The 19,948-nt window shown below is 66.8% G+C and carries 17 protein-coding genes; 8 read left to right on the top strand and 9 right to left on the bottom strand.

The window, feature by feature from the left end; translation table 11 throughout:
• Positions 1-382 precede the first annotated feature (382 nt).
• Together ispH and U9J39_RS03815 are read right to left on the bottom strand one after the other, a co-directional pair.
• Positions 383-1,348 (bottom strand): 4-hydroxy-3-methylbut-2-enyl diphosphate reductase, encoded by a 966-nt coding sequence (ispH, locus tag U9J39_RS03820; protein ID WP_115681032.1) that lies wholly within the window; start codon positions 1,346-1,348, stop codon positions 383-385.
• A 35-nt stretch (positions 1,349-1,383) separates the two neighbouring features.
• On the bottom strand, positions 1,384-1,872 hold the full coding sequence (locus U9J39_RS03815; protein WP_116313018.1) for an FKBP-type peptidyl-prolyl cis-trans isomerase: 489 nt from the start codon (positions 1,870-1,872) through the stop codon (positions 1,384-1,386).
• 103 nt (positions 1,873-1,975) lie between these two features.
• Between U9J39_RS03815 and radC the strand changes: the two genes are divergently transcribed.
• The 4 genes from radC (at position 1,976) to nadB (ending at position 5,038) form a co-directional block, all read left to right on the top strand.
• Complete coding sequence (gene radC, locus U9J39_RS03810; RefSeq protein ID WP_115710665.1) at positions 1,976-2,662, top strand: RadC family protein; 687 nt, start codon at positions 1,976-1,978, stop codon at positions 2,660-2,662.
• Positions 2,663-2,852: 190 nt separating this feature from the next.
• Complete coding sequence (gene rpmB, locus U9J39_RS03805) at positions 2,853-3,086, top strand: 50S ribosomal protein L28 (protein WP_006575661.1); 234 nt, start codon at positions 2,853-2,855, stop codon at positions 3,084-3,086.
• Positions 3,087-3,099: 13 nt separating this feature from the next.
• The gene (gene rpmG / locus U9J39_RS03800; protein WP_010814980.1) at positions 3,100-3,270 is read left to right on the top strand and encodes a 50S ribosomal protein L33; all 171 of its coding nucleotides are present in this window, start codon (positions 3,100-3,102) and stop codon (positions 3,268-3,270) included.
• Positions 3,271-3,445: 175 nt separating this feature from the next.
• Positions 3,446-5,038, top strand: coding sequence for an L-aspartate oxidase (nadB, locus tag U9J39_RS03795; RefSeq protein ID WP_116313019.1), 1,593 nt, complete (start codon positions 3,446-3,448; stop codon positions 5,036-5,038).
• Between the two features lie 72 nt (positions 5,039-5,110).
• Here nadB and nadC read toward each other — a convergent pair whose 3' ends face one another.
• The 6 genes from nadC to purN form a co-directional block, all read right to left on the bottom strand.
• Entirely contained in the window at positions 5,111-5,974 is an 864-nt protein-coding gene (gene nadC, locus U9J39_RS03790; protein ID WP_326346561.1) for a carboxylating nicotinate-nucleotide diphosphorylase, read from the bottom strand.
• The gene (gene nadA / locus U9J39_RS03785; protein ID WP_326346560.1) at positions 5,971-7,125 is read right to left on the bottom strand and encodes a quinolinate synthase NadA; all 1,155 of its coding nucleotides are present in this window, start codon (positions 7,123-7,125) and stop codon (positions 5,971-5,973) included. Before nadA ends, nadC begins: the two co-directional genes overlap by 4 nt.
• A gap of 126 nt (positions 7,126-7,251) precedes the next feature.
• Positions 7,252-8,442, bottom strand: coding sequence for a DesA family fatty acid desaturase (locus U9J39_RS03780; RefSeq protein ID WP_115710671.1), 1,191 nt, complete (start codon positions 8,440-8,442; stop codon positions 7,252-7,254).
• A gap of 391 nt (positions 8,443-8,833) precedes the next feature.
• Positions 8,834-10,231: a mechanosensitive ion channel family protein gene (locus U9J39_RS03775; RefSeq protein WP_115681036.1), complete on the bottom strand. Its 1,398-nt coding sequence runs from the start codon at positions 10,229-10,231 to the stop codon at positions 8,834-8,836.
• Positions 10,232-10,289: 58 nt separating this feature from the next.
• Positions 10,290-11,693, bottom strand: coding sequence for an RsmB/NOP family class I SAM-dependent RNA methyltransferase (locus U9J39_RS03770; RefSeq protein ID WP_326346559.1), 1,404 nt, complete (start codon positions 11,691-11,693; stop codon positions 10,290-10,292).
• Positions 11,690-12,358 (bottom strand): phosphoribosylglycinamide formyltransferase, encoded by a 669-nt coding sequence (gene purN / locus U9J39_RS03765; protein WP_116313022.1) that lies wholly within the window; start codon positions 12,356-12,358, stop codon positions 11,690-11,692. The genes U9J39_RS03770 and purN overlap by 4 nt, the downstream gene beginning before the upstream one ends.
• 253 nt (positions 12,359-12,611) lie before the next feature.
• Here purN and U9J39_RS03760 point away from each other — a divergent pair, with 253 nt between their 5' ends.
• On the top strand, positions 12,612-13,271 hold the full coding sequence (locus U9J39_RS03760) for a response regulator (protein WP_012353747.1): 660 nt from the start codon (positions 12,612-12,614) through the stop codon (positions 13,269-13,271).
• 46 nt (positions 13,272-13,317) lie between these two features.
• Here the strand turns inward: U9J39_RS03760 and U9J39_RS03755 are convergent, their stop codons facing one another.
• Entirely contained in the window at positions 13,318-15,132 is a 1,815-nt protein-coding gene (locus tag U9J39_RS03755; protein ID WP_115710675.1) for a hybrid sensor histidine kinase/response regulator, read from the bottom strand.
• Between the two features lie 236 nt (positions 15,133-15,368).
• On the opposite strand from U9J39_RS03755, the gene U9J39_RS03750 reads away from it, so the two are divergent.
• The 3 genes from U9J39_RS03750 to lspA all read left to right on the top strand — a co-directional run bounded on the left by U9J39_RS03750 (position 15,369) and on the right by lspA (position 19,912).
• A complete protein-coding gene (locus tag U9J39_RS03750; protein ID WP_326346558.1) occupies positions 15,369-16,373 on the top strand; it encodes a bifunctional riboflavin kinase/FAD synthetase in 1,005 nt (334 codons plus the stop codon).
• A 120-nt stretch (positions 16,374-16,493) separates the two neighbouring features.
• On the top strand, positions 16,494-19,385 hold the full coding sequence (ileS, locus tag U9J39_RS03745) for an isoleucine--tRNA ligase (RefSeq protein WP_326346557.1): 2,892 nt from the start codon (positions 16,494-16,496) through the stop codon (positions 19,383-19,385).
• Entirely contained in the window at positions 19,385-19,912 is a 528-nt protein-coding gene (gene lspA, locus U9J39_RS03740) for a signal peptidase II (RefSeq protein WP_326346556.1), read from the top strand. Before ileS ends, lspA begins: the two co-directional genes overlap by 1 nt.
• Positions 19,913-19,948 lie beyond the last annotated feature (36 nt).

Genomic DNA, 19,948 nt, shown 5'->3' with positions numbered 1-19,948 from the left:
ATTTCCCCAATGCACAGATTGCGGCAATTCCCGCTCACATGACGCGGCCGCCCCTCCTTCTTACAAGAACCGTGCCTGCGGCGCCCCAGGCGGCCAGGAAGCAGCGCCGGCACCACCTATAATGCACCATTATTAATTAGGCGTTTCATTTACATTGCGTGGTGCTTCTCTCTAATGTGCAGAATGTAGCGCCGCACCATAATAGGGAAAACCCCAGCTTCGGGGATTACCCTGATTAGCGCCAGGCACGAATGGCGGGCACCCCTGGCACCGGCAGCGGGCATTATTCCCGGTCCGGCACAGGCCAGAAACAAAAAAGGCGCCGCAACCGCGGCGCCCCTTTATCAGGCCAGGCATTCAGGCGGGCATGCCCGCGCCACACTCAGGCGGCTGCGCTGGTGGGCAGCAGCCCGCGCGGCAGCGGGAACGCCATGTTTTCCTCGATGCCGTCGAGCGGACGCACCTGGCGCGCACCCAGTTCGCGCAGGCGCTCGACGATGGACTGGGCCAGCGCTTCCGGCGCCGAGGCCCCGGCGGTCAGGCCGATGCGGCGCTTGCCGGCGACCCACTCCGGCCGCACCTGCTCGGGCGCGTCCACCATATAGGCCGGCACGCCCAGGCGCTCGGCCAGCTCGCGCAGGCGGTTCGAGTTGGAACTGTTGGGACTGCCGACCACGATCACCACCTCCACCTGCGGCGCCATGAACTTCACCGCGTCCTGGCGGTTCTGCGTGGCATAGCAGATGTCCTGCTTCTTGGGCTCGCGGATCTCGGGGAAGCGGGCCTTGAGCGCAGCCACGATCTCGCGGGTCTCGTCCACCGACAGCGTGGTCTGGGTGACGTAGGCCAGCCGCGACGGATCGGCGATCTGCAGCGCCGCGACATCGGCGACCGACTCGACCAGCACCATGCCGCCGTTGGCCTGGCCCATGGTGCCTTCGACCTCGGGGTGGCCGCGATGGCCGATCATCACGATCTCGCAGCCCTGCGCGCGCAGCTTGCTGACTTCGACATGCACCTTGGTCACCAGCGGGCAGGTCGCGTCGAACACGTGCAGGCCGCGCCGGGCCGCGTCTTCGCGCACCTCGCGCGACACGCCATGGGCACTGAAGATGACGGTGGCGCCGGCGGGCACCTCGTCAAGCTCGCCTACGAACACCGCGCCCTTACGGCGCAGGTCGGCCACCACATAGGCGTTGTGGACGATCTCGTGGCGGACGTAGATGGGGGCGCCGAAGCGCTCGAGCGCGCGCTCGACGATTTCGATGGCGCGGTCCACGCCGGCACAGAAGCCGCGCGGCTGGGCCATCAGGATTTCTGCGTCGGGGGCGGGGGTCAGGTCGGGCATGCTGCGGTATCCGGACAGGTTCGGCGTGGCGACGTTCAGAGAATGCCGATCAGCTGCACGTCGAACAGGATGGTCTGCCCAGCCAGCGGATGGTTGAAGTCGAACAACGCGGCGGTCTCGCCGATCTCCTTGAGCACGCCGGCGTACTTGCCGCCGCCGGGCGCGTTGAACTCGACCAGGTCACCCGGGCTGTAGTCCTCTTCGAACGAACTGTTCTCGCGCAGCGTGGCCAGCGACACCCACTGCAGCAGCTCGGCGTTGCGCGGACCGAAGGCCTGCTCGGGCGCCAGGCGATAGGTCATGCGCTCGCCTTCGGGCATGCCCAGCAGCGCCTGCTCGAGCGTCGGCGCGAACTGGCCCTGGCCCAGCAGCAGCGTGGCGGGCTTTTCCTCGAACGTGCTGACGACCTCGGTGCCGTTGTCGAGCGCGATGCTGTAGTGCAGGGTCAGGAAGGAGTCGGCCTGGACAGTCTTGCGGCCAGCCGTGCCGCCGTCGGCTTCCGACGCGAAAGTTTGCAAATTCATGGGTGATCAACCAGGGAACAACCCGTATTGTATTCGACTGGCCCCTGGCCCGCCGCCCCAGCGCCTCAGGCCCTGTTCCCGACGCGACTACTTCTGGATGCCCATGACCATTGCCAAATGGCCCGCCTGCGAGCGGCCCCGCGAGAAACTGCTGGAAAGCGGCGCTGCCGCCCTGTCTGATGCCGAACTGCTGGCCGTCCTGCTGCGCGTGGGCGCCGCCGGCAAAAGTGCCGTGGACCTGGCACGCGAGCTGCTGCACCGCTTCGGCTCGCTGACCGCGCTGTTTGCGGCCGAGGGCGAGGCGCTCGCCGGCGTGCGCGGCATGGGCACGACCAAGTTCGCCCAGTTGCAGGCCATCCCCGAGCTGGCGCGACGCGCGCTGGCCGAGTCGCTGCGGCTGCCGGCCGGCTTCGACTCTCCGGATTCGGTGCGCAGCTACCTGCGCCTGACCCTCGCACCGCTGCAGCACGAAGTTTTCATGTGCCTGTTCCTGGATCCCGGCAACCGCATGGTGGCCAGCGAAGAGCTGTTCCGCGGCACGCTGACGCGGACCTCGGTCTATCCACGCGAGGTGGCGCGCCAGGCCCTGACGCATAACGCGGCCGGCATCATCGTCGCCCACAACCATCCGCGCGGCACCACGGCCCCCAGCCAGAGCGACATCCACCTGACGCGCGAGCTGGCGCGCACGCTCGACCTGATCGACGTGCGGCTGCTGGACCATTTCATCGTCGCGGGGCACGAAATCCGCTCGCTGGCGGAATCCTGCGAGCGCCTGCCCGGGCTGTGACGCCTACGACACCAGAGGAGCAGGGCTGCAACACTGCCGGGGCCGGAGCGCAGAAAGCATTGATTCGCTGGAGGAATCCGGTCTATAATGCCCGTTTTGCTGAAGTCTCAACCGCTGCAGTCCGGGCCCGCGCGCCTTTTGTTGATCTGTTGCGAACATTGTCCACGAATAGAAGATTTAGGAGTGCTTCATGGCACGCGTCTGTCAAGTGACCGGGAAAGCGCCGATGGTCGGCAACAACGTTTCCCACGCAAACAACAAGACCAAGCGCCGTTTTCTGCCCAACCTGCAGAATCGTCGTTTCTTCGTTGAATCCGAAAACCGCTGGGTGAGCCTGCGCGTCTCGAACGCCGGCCTGCGCCTGATCGACAAGAAAGGCATCGACTCCGTGCTCGCCGACCTGCGCGCACGCGGCGAAGTCTAATTAGGAGTACATCATGGCAAGCAAGGGCGGCCGCGACAAGATCAAGCTGGAATCGACCGCAGGTACCGGTCACTTCTACACCACCACCAAGAACAAGCGCACCATGCCGGAAAAGATGGAGATCATGAAGTTCGATCCCGTCGCCCGCAAGCACGTCGCTTACAAGGAAACCAAGATCAAGTAATTGATCCGGTATCCCGCCAGAAAGCCCCGCCATGCCGCGGGGCTTTTTGTTGCCCGTCGATATTGCGCACAATTGCATATCGGCCCGGCGGACTGATGCACGGGATGGCGCGCCGGGTGTAGACTTTGCCGTTTCCCCAATCTGTTAAGCGCCCTGCCCGCGCTCTCCTTGCACCATGAATTTCGACGTCGCCATCGTCGGCAGCGGCCTGGCCGGCCTTACGGTCGCATTGCAACTGGCCGACACCCACCGGGTGGCCATCCTCAGCAAGCGCGCCATGACCCAGGGCGCCAGCGACTGGGCGCAAGGCGGCATCGCGGCGGTGCTGGACTCCGGCGACAGCCACGACGAACACACCCAGGACACGCTCGTTGCAGGTGCGGGGCTGTGCGATGAAGAGGCCACGCGCTTTATCGTGGAGCACGGGCGCGAGGCCATCCAGTGGCTGATCGACCGGGGCGTACCCTTCACCCGCGACGCGCAGGCCGAACTGGGCTTCCACCTGACCCGCGAAGGCGGCCATAGCCGCCGGCGCATTATCCACGCCGCCGACGCCACCGGCCATGCGGTGGTCAGCACGCTGCTGCAGCAGGCCACGCAGCACCCGAACATCACCATCCTGGAAGACCACTTCGCGATCGACCTGATCACGTCGCGCAAGATGGGGCTGCCGGGCAACCGCTGCTACGGCCTCTACGTGCTGGACGACCGCACCGGCGCAGTGCACACCATCACCGCCACGCACACCGTGCTGGCCGCTGGCGGTGCGGGCAAGGTCTACCTCTACACCACCAATCCGGACACGGCCACCGGCGACGGCATCGCCATGGCCTGGCGCGCGGGCTGCCGGGTGTCGAACATGGAATTCATCCAGTTCCACCCCACTTGCCTGTACCACCCCTACGCCAAGTCTTTCCTGATCTCCGAAGCGGTGCGCGGCGAAGGTGGCCTGCTCAAGCTGCCCGACGGCACGCGCTTCATGCCCGAACACGACGAACGCGCCGAACTGGCGCCGCGCGACGTGGTGGCGCGCGCGATCGACTTCGAAATGAAGAAGCGCGGGCTGGACTGCGTCTATCTCGATATCACGCACCAGCCCGAGGCCTTCCTGAAGGAACACTTCCCGACCATCCATGCGCGCTGCCTGGAACTGGGCATCGACATCACGCGCGAGCCGATTCCGGTGGTGCCGGCCGCGCACTACACCTGCGGCGGCGTGGTGACGGACACCATGGGCCGCACCGATATCGGCGGTCTCTACGCCGTGGGCGAGACCGCCTGCACCGGCCTGCATGGCGCCAATCGGCTGGCTTCGAACTCGCTGCTCGAATGCATGGTGATCGGCCGCGCCGCCGCCGCAGACATCGCCTCGCAGGACAAGGCCGGCGCGCCCAATATCGCGCTGCCGGCGTGGGACGAGAGCCGTGTTTCCGATGCCGACGAAGAAGTCGTGGTGTCGCACAACTGGGACGAGCTGCGCCGCATGATGTGGAACTACGTCGGCATCGTGCGCACCAGCAAGCGCCTGGAACGCGCGCAGCACCGCATCGTGCTGCTGCGCGAGGAGATTGCCGAGTACTACGCCAATTTCCGCGTCACCACCGACCTGCTGGAACTGCGCAACCTGGTCGAAGTGGCTTCGCTGATCGTGGACAGCGCCTATTCGCGGCATGAAAGCCGCGGGCTGCATTTCAGCCGGGACTATCCTGATTCATTGCCGAAGGCTCTGCCGACGGTGATGCAGCCGCCTGCCGGCCGCAAGCGTTGACGACGCGTTTGCCAAGCAAAACGGGGTGGCGCCGCATGGCCCACCCCGTTATTCATTTGGCCGGAACAACCCTCAGCCGATGATGCGCAGCGAGTAATCCGTCGCGCGCACGTCCTTGGTCAGCGCGCCCACCGAGATCCGGTCCACCCCGGTCTCGGCAAAGGTGCGGATGGTGTCGGCATTGACGCCACCCGATACCTCCAGCAGCGCCCTGCCCTGGTTGATCTTCACGGCGTCCTGCATCATCGGCACGGTGAAGTTGTCGATCAGCACCGACGTGGCACCGGCCGCCAGCGCTTCCTCCAGTTCGGCCAGGCTCTCGACCTCGATCTGCACCGACGCCTGCGTATCGAGCGCCAGCGCCGCCCGCATCGCCGCGCCGATGCTGCCGGCCGCGGCGATATGGTTTTCCTTGATCAGGATGCCGTCATACAGCGCCAGGCGCTGGTTCTCGCCGCCGCCGATGCGTACCGCGTACTTCTGCGCCAGGCGCAGCCCGGGCAGCGTCTTGCGGGTATCGAGCACGCGCGCACGGGTGCCGGCGATCAGGTCGGCATAGCGGCGCGTGGTGGTCGCCACGCCGGACAGCAGCTGCAGGAAGTTCAGCGACGGACGTTCGGCGGTCAGCAGCGAGCGCGCCGGGCCGGCGATCTCGCACACCACGGAATCCGGCCCCATGCGCGCGCCCTCTTGCTGCAGCCAGCGCACTTCCAGCGCCGGGTCGACCGCGCGCATGCACGCATCGAACCAAGGCTGGCCGCACAGCACCGCGGACTCGCGCACGATCACGCGCGCATGCGCGGACTTGTCCGCCGGCACCAGCAGGCCGGTCAGGTCGCCGCTGCCGACATCCTCGGCGATGGCTGCCTGGACATTGGCCTGCAGCGCTGCCTGCAGCGCCGCGCCGTAGCTATCGAAAACCGGATTCACGCTCATGCCGGGCCGATCCCCTGGAACAGCGCCTGCTCGTTGGCGAGGTCAGCCGACGGACGTACATTGCGCTTCTGCGCGGCAGCGAAATCCAGCATGCGGTTGATGCAGGTTACGGCCTGGCTACCGATCACGGGATCGACATGGATCTCGTTGCGGCCAGTCTCCAGCACCTCGGCCAGGTTGGTCAGCGCGTTCATCGCCATCCACGGGCAGTGCGCGCAGCTCTTGCAGGTCGCGCTGTTGCCGGCGGTCGGCGCCTCGATGAAGTGCTTGCCGGGCGCGGCCATGCGCATCTTGTGCAGGATGCCGTTGTCGGTGGCGACGATGAATTCGGTTGCGTCCAGCTTTTGCGCGGCCTCGATCAGTTGCGAGGTGGAGCCGACCACGTCGGCCTGCGCCACCACGTTCTCCGGCGATTCCGGATGCACCAGGATCTTGGCGTTGGGGAATTCGCGGCGCAGCAGGTCCAGCTCGATGCCCTTGAACTCGTCGTGCACCAGGCAAGAGCCCTGCCACAGCAGCATGTCGGCGCCGGTCTGCTTCTGGATATAGCTGCCCAGGTGCTTGTCCGGTGCCCACAGGATCTTCTTGCCCTGCGCGTGCAGGTGCTCGACGATCTTCAGCCCGATGCTGGAGGTCACCATCCAGTCCGCGCGCGCCTTCACCGCGGCGCTGGTGTTGGCATAGACCACCACGGTGCGGTCGGGGTGCGCATCGCAGAAGGCGGCGAACTCGTCGGCCGGACAGCCCAGGTCAAGCGAGCAGGTCGCGTCCAGGTCCGGCATCAGCACGGTCTTCTCGGGGCTGAGGATCTTGGCGGTCTCGCCCATGAAGCGCACGCCGGCCACCACCAGCGTCCTGGCTTCGTGGTCGCGGCCGAAGCGGGCCATTTCGAGGGAGTCGGAGACACAGCCGCCGGTTTCCTCGGCGAGGTCCTGCAGGTCGGCGTCGACGTAGTAATGCGCCACCAGCACCGCATTGCGCTCCTTCAGCAAGCGGCGGATACGCGCCTTCAGCGACTGCCGCTCATCGGGCGACAGCACCGGCGGCACCTTGGCCCAGGCATGGGCCACGCAGCTGGCGCCAGCGGCGTTTTGGGCACTCGCCAGGTTCGGCTTCTCGAACTCGACGGTCTTGATCGATTGTGGGGTCATCTCCGGGTACTCCTCTAGACCTCCGCCAACAGGGTGCGGCCGGCCAGAACATGGGGGAGTTTATCTAAAACAAAAGCCCCGCCATGGGCGGGGCTTTGTCAAACCATACGGCGCGGCCGAATTGTATCAGGCGTAGCGGCGCAGGCGCAGCGAGAAATCGTGCAACGCCTGGATACCGCTGGCCTCGGCACGGTGGCACCAGGCCTGCAGCTGCTGCAGCAGCTGCTCGCGCGTCAGGTTCGAACGGCCCCAGATGGCGGCCAGTTCACGGCGCATTTCAACGAAGGTCTGCAGCGCCTTGTTCTGCTCGACGATGCTCGCCAGCTGCTCGCGCTGCTGCGCGGCCAGCTTGGTTTCCTCGCGGTGGAACCACTTGCTGGCGGGCTTGAAGCTGCGGTACTCGGCGACGCGGCCTTCCTTGAGCTTTTCCAGTTCCTGGCGGAACGCGCCCTTGACGGCCTTGGCGTAGCGCGCCATCACGTCATAGCGGTTGGCGATGATGGCTTCCAGCGTGTTGTGGTCGACCGGACGGGCCTCCACCAGGCGCGCCTTGGGCGGGATCTTCTTGACCTTGGCCAGGCCCACCGCCTGCATCGCGCGGATATAGCCCCAGCCCACGTCGAACTCATACCACTTGATCGAGAACTTGGCCGAGGTCGGGTAGGTGTGGTGGTTGTTGTGCAGCTCTTCGCCGCCAATGATCAGGCCCCACGGCGACACGTTGGTCGATGCGTCCTCGCAATCGTAGTTGCGGTAGCCCCACCAGTGGCCCAGGCCATTGATGATGCCCGCGGCATGGATCGGGATCCACAGCATCTGCACCGCCCACACGGTCATGCCGATCACCCCGAACAGCGCCAGGTCGATGATCAGCATCAGGCCGACGCCCTGCCAGGTGAAGCGCGAGTACAGGTTGCGCTCGATCCAGTCATTGGGGCAGCCATGGCTGAACTTGGCGATGGTTTCCTTGTTCTTGGCCTCGGCGCGATAGAGTTCAGCCCCCTCCAGCAGCACCTTGCGGATGCCGCGGGTCTGCGGGCTGTGCGGATCGTCCTCGGTTTCGCACTTGGCGTGGTGCTTGCGGTGGATCGCGGTCCACTCGCGCGTGACCATGCCCGTGGTCAGCCACAGCCAGAAGCGGAAAAAGTGTTGAGCGATGGGGTGCAGGTCCAGCGACCGGTGCGCCATGCAGCGATGCAGGAAGATGGTGACGCCGGCGATCGTGATATGCGTCGTCACCAGCGTGTAGATGACGATCTCCCACCAGGTCCAGTTGGCAAGGCCGTTGGCGGCCCAGTCAAGAATAGTGTCGAACAAACTGTTCTCCGTCGGTTAAACAGGGACTTTCCCGTGCAATCCGGCTGGGCCGGTACACACAACGCGCAGAAAAAATAGCTGCGAATCTATTGATTGCGATAGCTGTCTGGCGCTTGCCACGGGACCCGAAGTCGCTCCGGGCTCCCCCAGGGCAGCACGCGCGGCGCCGGCCGTGGCTAGCGGCTCATGAAGCGAGCCGGGAACGAGCCGCTGCAATCTGGCGGCTGTCTGATGTGGGAGCGGGATGTCTCAACCCGCGACAACCCGGCATTCTACCGGATCGCCGAGGGCGCAAGCATACGCTATTTCCCGGATTTGGACGGGGTGCAACGGTTTTCGTTCCACGGGTGGCGCATCCGTCGCCCGCTCTGCGTGCCCCTTGCCGGGAAGTTCAGGAGGCGTTTGCAGCCTCTGGCAAAATGCTCGCCTTCGGTCCGCCGGGGCCCCCAGGCAGCGTCTCATGCATCACACGGAGTTCGCGCTGCGGGTATGGAATAGAGATGCCGTGCTCGCGCAGCGTACGCCAGATGGCGCGGTTCATCGCCGATTGCACCCCAAGCTTGCCGTTCTGCGGATCGGCCACGAACACCGCGACTTCGTATTCGATGCCACTGTCGGCGAACAGCACCAGGAAAGCCGCGGGCTCAGGGTCGGGCAGCACGCGCGGCAGTGTACGCACGCATTCGGTCAGCAGCGCGATCACGGTCTCGGGATCGGCGCTGTAGTCGGCCTGCACGCGTGTCGCCACGCGCACGTTGGTGTTCGAGAACGAATGGTTCTGCACCGACTGCGCCACCAGCTGCTCGTTCGGCACCAGCGTCTCGCCGTCGCCGTTGCGCACCACGGTGTAGCGGGTGCGGATCTGCGACACGATGCCGGTGTACTTGTCCACCGTGATCTGGTCGCCCAGCTTGACCGAGCGGTCCAGCAGGATGATGAAGCCCGAGATGTAATTGCTGGCGATCTTCTGCAAACCCAGCCCCAGGCCCACGCCCAGCGCGCCGCCGAAGACCGACAGCACGGTCAGGTCGATGCCCACCAGCGACAGGCTCAGCAGCAGCGACACCAGCAGCAGCAATGCCTTGGAAATCCGCGTCAGCACCACCTTCAGGTTGCCGTCGAGGTTGGCCGAACGCATCAGCCGCTCTTCCAGCCACGAGCCGAACCACAGTGCCACCAGCACCGTCAGCAGGATCCAGACCACCGCCATCAGGGTCTCGGCCACACTGATCTTCTGCTTGCCGCCGATCGAGAAGCGCACGCTCTCCATCCAGCCCACCACGTCGCCGAGCACGCCCAGCACGTACAGGGCCATGCCCACCCAGACCAGCGTGGTCAGCACCTTCTCGACCAGCAGCAGCATGCCGTGCAGCTGGCCGCTGCCGGACATGACGCGGCGCAGCACGTAGAAGGTGAAATTCAGCGCGGTGATGCCGAACAGCGGCACCAGCGCCAGCCGCAGCACGCTGACCGGGATCAGCGGCGCCAGCGCAAAGCGGGCCACCAGCACCAGCGCCCAGCCGGCCAGCGGAAACATCGCGCGCTCGAGGCTGGCGGCGGCAAAGCGCACGGAGAAGCTGGAGGCCTCGTAGCGGGCCTCCAGCCGCCGCACCACGAAGCGCGCCAGCGGCCACGCCACCAGCAAGCAGCCGGCCAGCACCAGCAACTGCCAGAAAAAGCCGGGGCCGCCGGCATCGCGGATCAGGTCGTCCAGCATCTTGCCGAACATCGAATGCGAGGCTTTCAGGTCCTTCAGGCCGCCGAGGTCGGACAGGGTTTCACCGTTCATGGTGCAGGTTCAAAGTTGGCCGCCCGCGCGCGGCGGGCGGCGCGGCTGGAAACCGCGATCAGCTGGTGCGCTCCAGCACCGCGGCAAAGAAGCCATCGGTCTGGTGCAGGTGCGGATACAAGGCGAACATGCCGTTGTCCGGCAGGTCCGGCACTTCGATCTTCTGCTCGGCCAGCACTTCGGCGGCCGGCACCAGGCGGAAGTTGGGGTGCGCGGCGAGGAAATCGCGCACGATCTGCTCGTTCTCGGCTTCGAGCACGCTGCAGGTCGCGTACACCACGCGGCCGCCGCCCTTCACCAGCCGCGCCGCGGAGTCCAGGATCGCGGTCTGCTTGGCGGTCAGTTCCAGCACCGACTCCGGCGATTGCCGCCACTTCAGGTCAGGGTTACGGCGCAGCGTGCCCAGGCCGCTGCACGGCGCATCCACCAGCACGCGGTCGGCCTTGCCGGCCAGGCGCTTGATCTTGGCGTCGCGTTCGGAGTCGATCAGCACCGGATGGACGTTCGACAGGCCGCTGCGCGCCAGCCGCGGCTTCAGGTTGGCCAGGCGCTTCTCCGATACGTCGAAGGCATAGAGCCGGCCGGTCGAGCGCATCGCCGCGCCCAGCGCCAGCGTCTTGCCGCCGGCGCCGGCGCAGAAGTCGACCACCATCTCGCCGCGCCGCGGCGCCACCAGGCTGCACAGCAGCTGGCTGCCTTCGTCCTGCACCTCGACCAGCCCGTTGACGAAGATCGGCAGTTGGTTCAGCGCCGGCTTGCCGGCCATGCGGATGCCGGCCGGCGCCATCGGCGTGGGCTCGGCGCCCAGGCCCGCGGCCTGCAGCTCGGCCAGCGCGGCCTCGCGGCTGGTCTTGCCCAGGTTGACGCGCAGGTCCAGCGGCGCCGGGCGCAGCCAGGCGTCGCCCAGGGCCGCGGCAAAGGACTCGCCATGCTGGCGCACCAGTTCGTCGTACAGCCACTCGGGCAGGTTGGCGCGCACGCGCGGCGCGAGGCTGGAGCGCTCGATGGTGGTCAGGCGGTCCAGCCACTCGGCTTCATCGGGATAGAGGAACGGCGACAGCGCATCGCGGCCCAGCGTCGCCGCCAGCCCCAGCAGCGCCAGGCGGCGCGAGGCCGCGCCGGTGCCACTCTCGGCGAACTGGGCAAATTCGACGCGCCGGCGCAGCACCGCGTAGATCGCCTCGGCAATGATGCCGCGCTCGCGGTGGCCGAGTTTGGCGTTTTCGCGGAAGTAATAGCTGACCACCGCATCGGCGGGACGCGCGAACAGCATCACCTTGCCCAGCAGGCGATCGATATGCTGGATATGGGTGGCATGCAGGCCGCCATGCGTGCGCACCGGGGCGCCGTTGGCGCCACCGGCATTGGGCGACTTGCGGATCGGGCTGCTCTTGCCCTTGCTGCGCGCGGGGGCGCGGCCCTCGCCGCGCGGGGAACGGTTTCCTGCCTGGGTACGGCTCATGCCTGGACTCCTGCCGCCGGGGTCGCGGCGGAGATGGCCATCAGCAATTGCGGTTCGGCCGGGTTGATAACGTTGACGACGCCGTTCTGGAGCTGCAGCCGGTCCTCGACGAACCACTGCACGGCGCGGGGGTAAATCACGTGCTCGCAGGCGAGCAGGCGCTCGGCCAGGGTCGCGGGCGTGTCCGCCGGCAGCACGTCGAGCGCGGCCTGGATCACGATCGGGCCATGGTCCAGCTCCGGGGTCACGAAATGCACGGTCGCGCCATGCAGCTTGACACCGGCATCCAGCGCCTGCTGGTGGGTATTCAGGCCGGGGAAGCACGGCAGCAGCGACGGATGGATATTCAGCAGCCGGCCCGCGTAGCGGTCGACAAAGCCGGGCGTGAGTATACGCATGAAACCCGCCAGCACCACCAGATCGGGGGCATGGGCGTCGATGGCCTCGGCCAGCGCCGCGTCGAAGGCGGCGCGGTCTGGATACTGGCGATGGTCGACCACGCCGGTTTCAATGCCTTGCTGGCGCGCAAACTGCAGGCCCGCGGCGTCCGGCCGGTTCGACAGCACCGCCGCCACGCGGGCGGGCCAGCCGCCGTCCGCGCAGGCACGGACGATGGCTTCCATATTGGAGCCTCGCCCGGAAATCAAGATGACAATTTTTTTCATCGCGCAATTCTACCAAGGCAAGGCGCTAAACTCCGGTAAAGCCAAACCAGTACGTGCTTAATTCACGAGATCCGGGCAGGCGCCGATTAACTGGCCTGTGGTAGCGAAGCCGTATAACCCGATTGATGGATTGTGACGCTTCGCCCCCTCTGCTAGAGTGGGCCCTACGTCCACGCGCCATTCCTGTGCATGACACAGGTTCTCCGGAGAGGTGACAACAAGGACGAAACGGGATATTTGAACGGGAATTCGCATGTCGAACGCTGCACCGACGTTGTTGGTGGTCGATGATCATCCTATGGCCTTGTCAGGGACCACCGCCTTCCTGGCCGAAGTCATGCCGGATGTGGCAGTCCATGCCGCCGGCAGTGCCCGCGAGGCCCTGGCCAGCCTGCAGCAAGGCTTGCGCCCCGATATCGTGCTGCTCGATATCTGGCTGAATGACGGTACCGGCTTCGACGCCATGCAGACCTTCAAGACCGTCATCCCGGGCGCGCGCTTTATCTTCATGTCGGCCGAGGCCACCCCGGAAATCGTCGGCCGCGCCCGTGCGCTGTCGGCGTGCGGCTTCGTCGGCAAGCACCTGGACGCCAATGCCTTCACCGCCGCGGTGCGCAAGGTGCTGGCCGGCGACACCGCCTTCCCCACCGACGAAGCCCTCAACGGCCGCGCGCAATCGTTCGGCCCGGCTCACGGCATTCCGGTCACGCCCGCCGAACTGGGCCTGACGCCGCGCCAGGGTTCGGTGCTGGCGCTGGTGCTGGAAGGCCTGCCGAACAAGGTGATCGCGCGCCGGCTCGGGCTGACCGAGAACACTGTCAAGGAACACGTGTCCGCCATCCTGCAGCGCCTGGGCGTGCGCACCCGCATGCAGGTGATGTCGCGCATGGAACGGTTCCGGCTGCGCCAGTAAGGCGCGCGACGGCCGTTACCGTTCACCAGGGTGCGCCGGCGCGTCGCTAGGCGGGCCGCAGCCAGCGTCGCAGCAGCATCCGCAGCGAGGCCGGGTCCACCGGCTTGGGCAGCACGAAATAACCTGCCTCCTCCGCCGCCGCCAGCGCGGCCGACTTCAGGTCCCCGGTCAGCAATGCGCTGCGCGCCTGCGGCTGCGTGTTCTGCCAGCGCTCGAGCAGGTCCAGCCCGTTCTCGCTGCCCGGCAGGCGCAGGTCGCAGAAGATGATGTCCGGGCGCAGGCCCTGGGCAAACAGCTTGTCGGCCTCGGCACCGTGGGCGGCGCAGGCCACGCGGATGCCCCACGCCTCCATCAGCGCGATCCAGGCCTTGCGGATCTGGCTGTCGTCGTCGACCACCAGCACCGTGCCCTGCAGGCGATCGGGCTTGGCCTCCTCGGCCTGCGCCATGGCGCGCATCTCGCGCACGCTGGCCACGGTCTCGGCCGGCACCGGCGCCAGCGCGAACCAGAACACCGAGCCCTTGCCCGGCACCGAGCGCACGCCATAGGTGCCGCGCATCAGCCGCACGCATTCCTTGAAGATCGCCAGCCCCAATCCCAGCCCCTGCGAGGGGTCACGCTGCGGGTTGTGGACCTGGTAGTACGGCGAGAAGATGTCCGGCAGGTGCTCGGGGGTGACGCCGGCGCCGGTGTCCCATACTTCCAGCCGCACGTTCTTGCGGCGCTGGCGCGCGGTCACCAGCACGCCGCCGCGCTGGGTATAGCGCAGCGCGTTCTGCACCAGGTTGAACAAGGCCCGGCGCAGCAGCACCGGCTCAGCCATCGCGTACAGCTCGTCGGGCACTCGGGGGGTCAGGGTCAGCCCGCTTTCGCGCGCGTCGGCGGCAAACTGGCTCATCACGTCGCGGATCAGCGCGCCCAGCTCGCACGGCTCCAGCGTCGGCAGGACCTTGCGCCCTTCCAGCTTGGACAGGTCCAGCAGCGAGCGGAACAACAGGTCGATGGTCTGGGTGCCAGCCGCCACCTGCTCCACCAGCGGATGCAACGCGCTCGACTGGTTGCGCGCGCGCAGCGCCTCGACCAGCATCACCAGCGCATGCACCGGCTGGCGCAGGTCATGGCTGGCGGCCGCCAGGAAGCGCGACTTTTCTTCGCTGGCATGCAGCGCCCGCTCCTTCTCGTCCTGGAACTGCTTGGCCAGGCGCCGGCTGTCGCCCTCCAGCTGGATCGCGCGCACCAGCGTCACCTGCAGATTGAAGGCGTGGCGCGACAGCATCAACGCGTAGATTGCCAGCAGGCCCTGCACATAGACGCCGTGGCCAGGGAAGGCGAATTCCGCCATCAGCAGGTTCGGTACCAGGATCGGCACGCCCGCGTAGACCAGGTTCGACGGCACGGGCGCCTGCGACACCGCGCCGCCGGCAAGCACGCCGAGGGTCAGCAGGTACAGCACGCTGGAGAACACCGGCGAGGCTGTATACAAATGCATCAGCGCCGAGCTGCCCCAGGTCACGCCGGTCAGGAAAGCGACCGCGCGCATGTTGTTCCACCATTTCTGCGTGTGCGCGGAGCGGCTCATCAGGGCGTGGTCGCGTTGGTAGCCAATGTAGAACCACAACCCGCCGGCCGTCAGCAGCAGCATCACCGCGCACCAGCCCAGCAGCGCGGCGGGGCTGACGTCGTTCCAGAACCCGATGGTGGTCAGCGCGGGCAGCAGCACCGAGGCGACGATGGCGGTCGGCGCATTCTTGTGCACGATCGCCATCAGCTTGGCGCGCGTCTCGACGTCGAGCTGGGCGCTCGACTGAGGCAGGCTCCTGGGCAGGAGCCGGGAAAAGAACCGATAGGTCAGCGCTTTCAACTGGGAATCGGGGAATGAGCGAACATCGGGCATACCGCGCTGGATGCCCGTAGCGATCCCGTAGTGAGCCAAAGTGGCGCCTATCATGCCGCCTTTTGCGGCATCGCGCCATGGCGGGAGGGCCGGTTGCGGCACAAAAGCCGCAGCGCGGCGACCGGCCGGGGGCGGCGGCAGCGGCAAGCCGACCCATTCGCCTTATAATGCTCGCTTTACCTGAATCGTTTCCCGCCGTCCCCGTGAAAGTCTTCCGCGGCCTGCCCAACGCCGAGAGCCGGGCGCCCTGCGCGCTCACCATCGGCAATTTCGACGGTGTGCATCGCGGCCACCAGTCGCTGCTCGCGCGTGCGCGGGCGGCGGCGGATGCGCGCGGCCTGCCGCTGTGCGTGATGACCTTCGAGCCGCATCCGCGCGAATTCTTTACACCGGACAAGGCCCCCACCCGGATCGCGCTGCTGCGCGACAAGCTGGAAAGCCTGCGCCGCAACGGCGTCGACCGCGTGGTGGTGGAACACTTCAACGCCCACTTTGCCGGCCAGTCGCCGCAGGAATTCGTCGAGAACGTGCTCTGGCATGGCCTGCATACCCGCTGGCTGCTGGTCGGCGACGATTTCCGCTTCGGCGCCAAACGCGCCGGCGACTTTACCTACCTGCAGGAGGCCGGGCGCCGCTACGGCTTCGATGTCGAGCAGATGGGCTCGGTGTCCGAGGGCGGCATCCGCATCTCCAGCTCGGCGGTGCGCCAGGCGCTGGCCGATGGCGACCTGGAACACGCGCGGCGCCTGCTCGGCCATGGCTACGCCATCAGCGGCCACGTGATCCACGGCCGCAAGCTGGGCCGCGACCTCGGCTTCCCGACGCTGAACCTGCGCATCTCGCACAAGCGGCCCGCGGTCAGCGGCATCTTCGTGGTGCAGGTGCACGGCATCGCCGACCATCCGCTGCCCGGCGTGGCCAGCATCGGCGTACGCCCCACCATCGAGGACGCCGGCCGGGTCCTGCTGGAAGTCCACCTGTTCGATTTCAATGAAAGCCTGTACGGCAAGCTGGTGCGGGTCGAATTCATGAAGAAGCTGCGCGACGAGGCGCGCTTCGACTCCCTGGATGAACTCACCGCCGCGATCGCCAAGGACAGCGCCGATGCGCGCGCCTTCTTCGGCCTGACGGCGCCGGGCGCCGCGGCGGCAGCGGAAGGCAGCGGCGGCCGCGATTTCGCCACCTCGGCCACCGACCGAATTAGGTAGCGGCCGGCGCCCCGCGCCCCGCTGCGCGGGCCCGGTTCGCACGCCGCCTGCCCCAGTCTTCACGCGCGCCCGCCGGCCCAGCGCCGGCCGCGCGCCAACCGAATTGCCCTGAGAATCGAAATGTCTGACGACAAACGCGCCAAGCCCGAGAAGAACAAGTATCCCGTCAACCTGCTCGACACGCCCTTCCCGATGCGTGGCGACCTGCCCAAGCGCGAGCCGCAATGGGTCAAGCAGTGGCAGGAAAAGCAGCTCTACAAGAAGATCCGCGCGGCGCGCAAGGGCGCGAAGAAGTTCGTTCTGCACGACGGCCCGCCGTATGCCAACGGCGACATCCATATCGGCCACGCCGTCAACAAGGTGCTCAAGGACATGATCATCAAGGCGCGCGGCCTGACCGGCCTCGACGCCGTCTACGTGCCGGGCTGGGATTGCCACGGCATGCCGATCGAGATCCAGATCGAGAAGAAGTTCGGCAAGGGCCTGCCGGTGCAGGAAGTCCAGGCCAAGGCGCGCGCGTACGCCACCGAGCAGATCAAGCGCCAGATGGCGGACTTCGAGCGTCTGGGCGTGCTGGGCGACTGGGATCACCCCTACCTGACCATGAACTACAGCAACGAGGCGGACGAACTGCGCGCGCTCGGCAAGATCATGGAAAAGGGCTATGTGTTCCGCGGCCTGAAGCCGGTGAACTGGTGCTTCGACTGCGGCTCGGCGCTGGCCGAGGCCGAAGTCGAATACAAGGACAAGGTCGACCTGTCGATCGACGTGGGCTTCCCGTTCGCCGAGACCGACAAGCTGGCGCACGCGTTCAAGGTGCCGGTCGAGCAGATCGACGCCAGGCCGGGCTGGATCGTGATCTGGACCACCACGCCGTGGACCATCCCGAGCAACCAGGCGCTGAACGTGCACCCCGAGGTGGAATACGCGCTGGTCGACACCCCGCGCGGCCACCTGATCCTGGCCACCGAGCGGGTCGAGGAGCAGCTGAAGATCTACGCCCTGGAAGGCAAGGTCGTCGCCACGGCCACCGGCGCCGCGCTGTCGGAAATCCGCTTCCACCACCCGCTGGCCAAGATGGACGCGGGCTATGACCGCCTGTCGCCGATCTACCTGGGCGACTACGTCACCACCGACACCGGCTCGGGCATCGTGCACTCGGCCCCTGCCTATGGCGTGGAAGACTTCCAGTCGTGCAAGGCGCACGGCATGCCGGATGCGGACATCATCAGCCCGGTGATGGGCAACGGCGTCTACGCCGGCACGCTGCCGCTGTTCGGCGGCTTGTCGATCTGGGATGCCAACCCCAAGATCGTCGATGCGCTGCAGGAATCGGGCAACCTGTTTAACTCGCACAAGTACACCCATAGCTACATGCACTGCTGGCGCCACAAGACGCCGATCATCTACCGCGCCACCTCGCAGTGGTTCGCGGGCATGGACGTGGACCCGGCCGAGGAAAACGGCAAGCCCGTGCCGACGCTGCGCGAGACCGCGCTGGCCGGCATCGAGGCGACCGAGTTCTATCCGTCGTGGGGCAAGCAGCGACTGCACAACATGATCGCCCACCGCCCGGACTGGACCCTGTCGCGCCAGCGCCAGTGGGGCGTGCCGATGGCGTTCTTCGTGCACAAGGAAACCGGCGCGCTGCATCCGCGCACGCCCGAACTGCTGGAACAGATCGCCAAGCGCGTCGAGCAGCACGGCATCGAAGCCTGGCAGACGCTGGACCCGGCCGAACTGCTGGGCGACGAGGCCAGCCAGTATGAGAAGAACCGCGACACGCTCGACGTCTGGTTCGATTCCGGCACCACGCACTGGACCGTGATCCGCGGCTCGCACCGCGACGACCTGTACGACCCGGCCGCCGACGAGGCCGACGGGCGCCTGGCCGACCTGTACCTGGAAGGCTCGGACCAGCATCGGGGCTGGTTCCACTCGTCGCTGCTGACCGCCTCGATGCTGTATGGCAAGCCGCCCTACAAGGCGCTGCTGACGCACGGCTTCACCGTCGACGGCGAAGGCCGCAAGATGTCCAAGTCGATCGGCAATACCGTGTCGCCGCAGGACATCGCGAACAAGATGGGCGCGGAAATCATCCGCCTGTGGGTGGCCTCGACCGATTACTCCGGCGAGCTGTCGATCTCCGACGAGATCCTCAAGCGCGTGGTGGAAGGCTATCGCCGCATCCGCAATACGCTGCGCTTCCTGCTGTCCAACCTGTCCGACTACGACCACGGCAAGCATGCGCTGCCGGCCGCCGAATGGCTGGAGATCGACCGCTACGCCGTGGCGCTGACCGCGCAACTGCAGAAGGAAGTGCTGTCGCACTACGAAGCCTATGAATTCCACCCGGTGGTAGCCAAGCTGCAGACCTTCTGCTCCGAGGACCTGGGCGGCTTCTACCTCGACGTGCTGAAGGACCGCCTGTACACCACCGCGCCGGACTCGAAGGCGCGCCGCGCCGCGCAGAACGCGCTGTACCACATCACCCAGGCGATGCTGCACTGGATGGCGCCGTTCCTGTCGTTCACCGCCGAGGAAGCATGGCAGGTGTTCGCCCATGGCACCGCGCACACCGACACCATCTTCACCAGCACCTATTACGCCGTGCCGGAAGTCGACGATGCCGACGACCTGCTGCAGAAATGGCATACGCTGCGCGAAGTGCGCGCCGAGGTCACCCGGCAGCTGGAGGCGGTGCGCGTGGAAGGCGAGATCGGTTCGTCGCTGCAGGCCGAGCTGACCATCCAGGCTGGCGGTCCGGTGCTGGCGGCGCTGCAGAGCCTGGGCGACGACCTGCGCTTCGTGCTGCTGACCTCGTCGGCCAAGGTCGCGCCCGCGCCCGAGGCTGGCGACCTGCTGGTGACGGTGACGCCGTCGGCGCATGCCAAGTGCGAGCGCTGCTGGCACTATCGCGCCGACGTCGGCCACAACCCCGACCACCCCACCCTCTGCGGCCGCTGCGACAGCAACCTGTTCGGCGCCGGTGAACACAGGAGCCACGCCTGATGGCATCGACCACGTCCCGTTCGGCGCGCCCGGCGCGCCGCAACAAGGCTGCCGGCAGCACCACCCCGCTGCTGTGGATGGCCTTTGCGCTGCTGGTGGTGCTGCTCGACCAGTTCTTCAAGATCGTGATCGTGCGCAGCTTCAGCTACGGCGAGTCGCGCCCGGTGACTGGGTTCTTCAACCTGGTGCTGGTCTACAACAAGGGCGCGGCGTTCAGCTTCCTGGCCGACGCCGGCGGCTGGCAGCGCTGGTTCTTCACCGGCCTGGGCGTGGTGGTCGGCGCGTTCATCGTCTGGCTGCTGTACCGCCATACCGGCCAGCGGCTGTTCTGCTTCGCGGTGTCGCTGATCCTGGGCGGCGCGGTCGGCAACGTGATCGACCGCGTGGCCTACGGCCATGTGATCGATTTCCTGGACTTCTACGTGCGCAACTACCACTGGCCGGCCTTCAACGTGGCCGACTGCGCCATCACGGTGGGCGCGGTGCTGCTGATCGTCGACGAGCTGCGGCGGGTGCGCAAGCACTGAGCGGCGCCGGTATCATCCCCCTTTCCTCCCAGCCAG

The sequence above is a fragment of the Cupriavidus sp. SS-3 genome, from assembly GCF_035818815.1.
GTDB lineage: Bacteria > Pseudomonadota > Gammaproteobacteria > Burkholderiales > Burkholderiaceae > Cupriavidus > Cupriavidus taiwanensis_C.
Note: the sequence above shows the minus strand (reverse complement) of the source record. Positions and strands in the feature narration are given on the sequence as shown.

Excerpts from the sequence above, each read along its gene's own strand:
- ispH (WP_115681032.1), bottom strand. The coding sequence starts at position 1,348 with ATGCCCGACCTGACCCCCGCCCCCGACGCAGAAATCCTGATGGCCCAG.
- U9J39_RS03815 (WP_116313018.1), bottom strand. The coding sequence starts at position 1,872 with ATGAATTTGCAAACTTTCGCGTCGGAAGCCGACGGCGGCACGGCTGGC.
- radC (WP_115710665.1), top strand. The coding sequence starts at position 1,976 with ATGACCATTGCCAAATGGCCCGCCTGCGAGCGGCCCCGCGAGAAACTG.
- rpmB (WP_006575661.1), top strand. The coding sequence starts at position 2,853 with ATGGCACGCGTCTGTCAAGTGACCGGGAAAGCGCCGATGGTCGGCAAC.
- rpmG (WP_010814980.1), top strand. The coding sequence starts at position 3,100 with ATGGCAAGCAAGGGCGGCCGCGACAAGATCAAGCTGGAATCGACCGCA.
- nadB (WP_116313019.1), top strand. The coding sequence starts at position 3,446 with ATGAATTTCGACGTCGCCATCGTCGGCAGCGGCCTGGCCGGCCTTACG.
- nadC (WP_326346561.1), bottom strand. The coding sequence starts at position 5,974 with ATGAGCGTGAATCCGGTTTTCGATAGCTACGGCGCGGCGCTGCAGGCA.
- nadA (WP_326346560.1), bottom strand. The coding sequence starts at position 7,125 with ATGACCCCACAATCGATCAAGACCGTCGAGTTCGAGAAGCCGAACCTG.
- U9J39_RS03775 (WP_115681036.1), bottom strand. The coding sequence starts at position 10,231 with ATGAACGGTGAAACCCTGTCCGACCTCGGCGGCCTGAAGGACCTGAAA.
- U9J39_RS03770 (WP_326346559.1), bottom strand. The coding sequence starts at position 11,693 with ATGAGCCGTACCCAGGCAGGAAACCGTTCCCCGCGCGGCGAGGGCCGC.
- purN (WP_116313022.1), bottom strand. The coding sequence starts at position 12,358 with ATGAAAAAAATTGTCATCTTGATTTCCGGGCGAGGCTCCAATATGGAA.
- U9J39_RS03760 (WP_012353747.1), top strand. The coding sequence starts at position 12,612 with ATGTCGAACGCTGCACCGACGTTGTTGGTGGTCGATGATCATCCTATG.
- ileS (WP_326346557.1), top strand. The coding sequence starts at position 16,494 with ATGTCTGACGACAAACGCGCCAAGCCCGAGAAGAACAAGTATCCCGTC.
- lspA (WP_326346556.1), top strand. The coding sequence starts at position 19,385 with ATGGCATCGACCACGTCCCGTTCGGCGCGCCCGGCGCGCCGCAACAAG.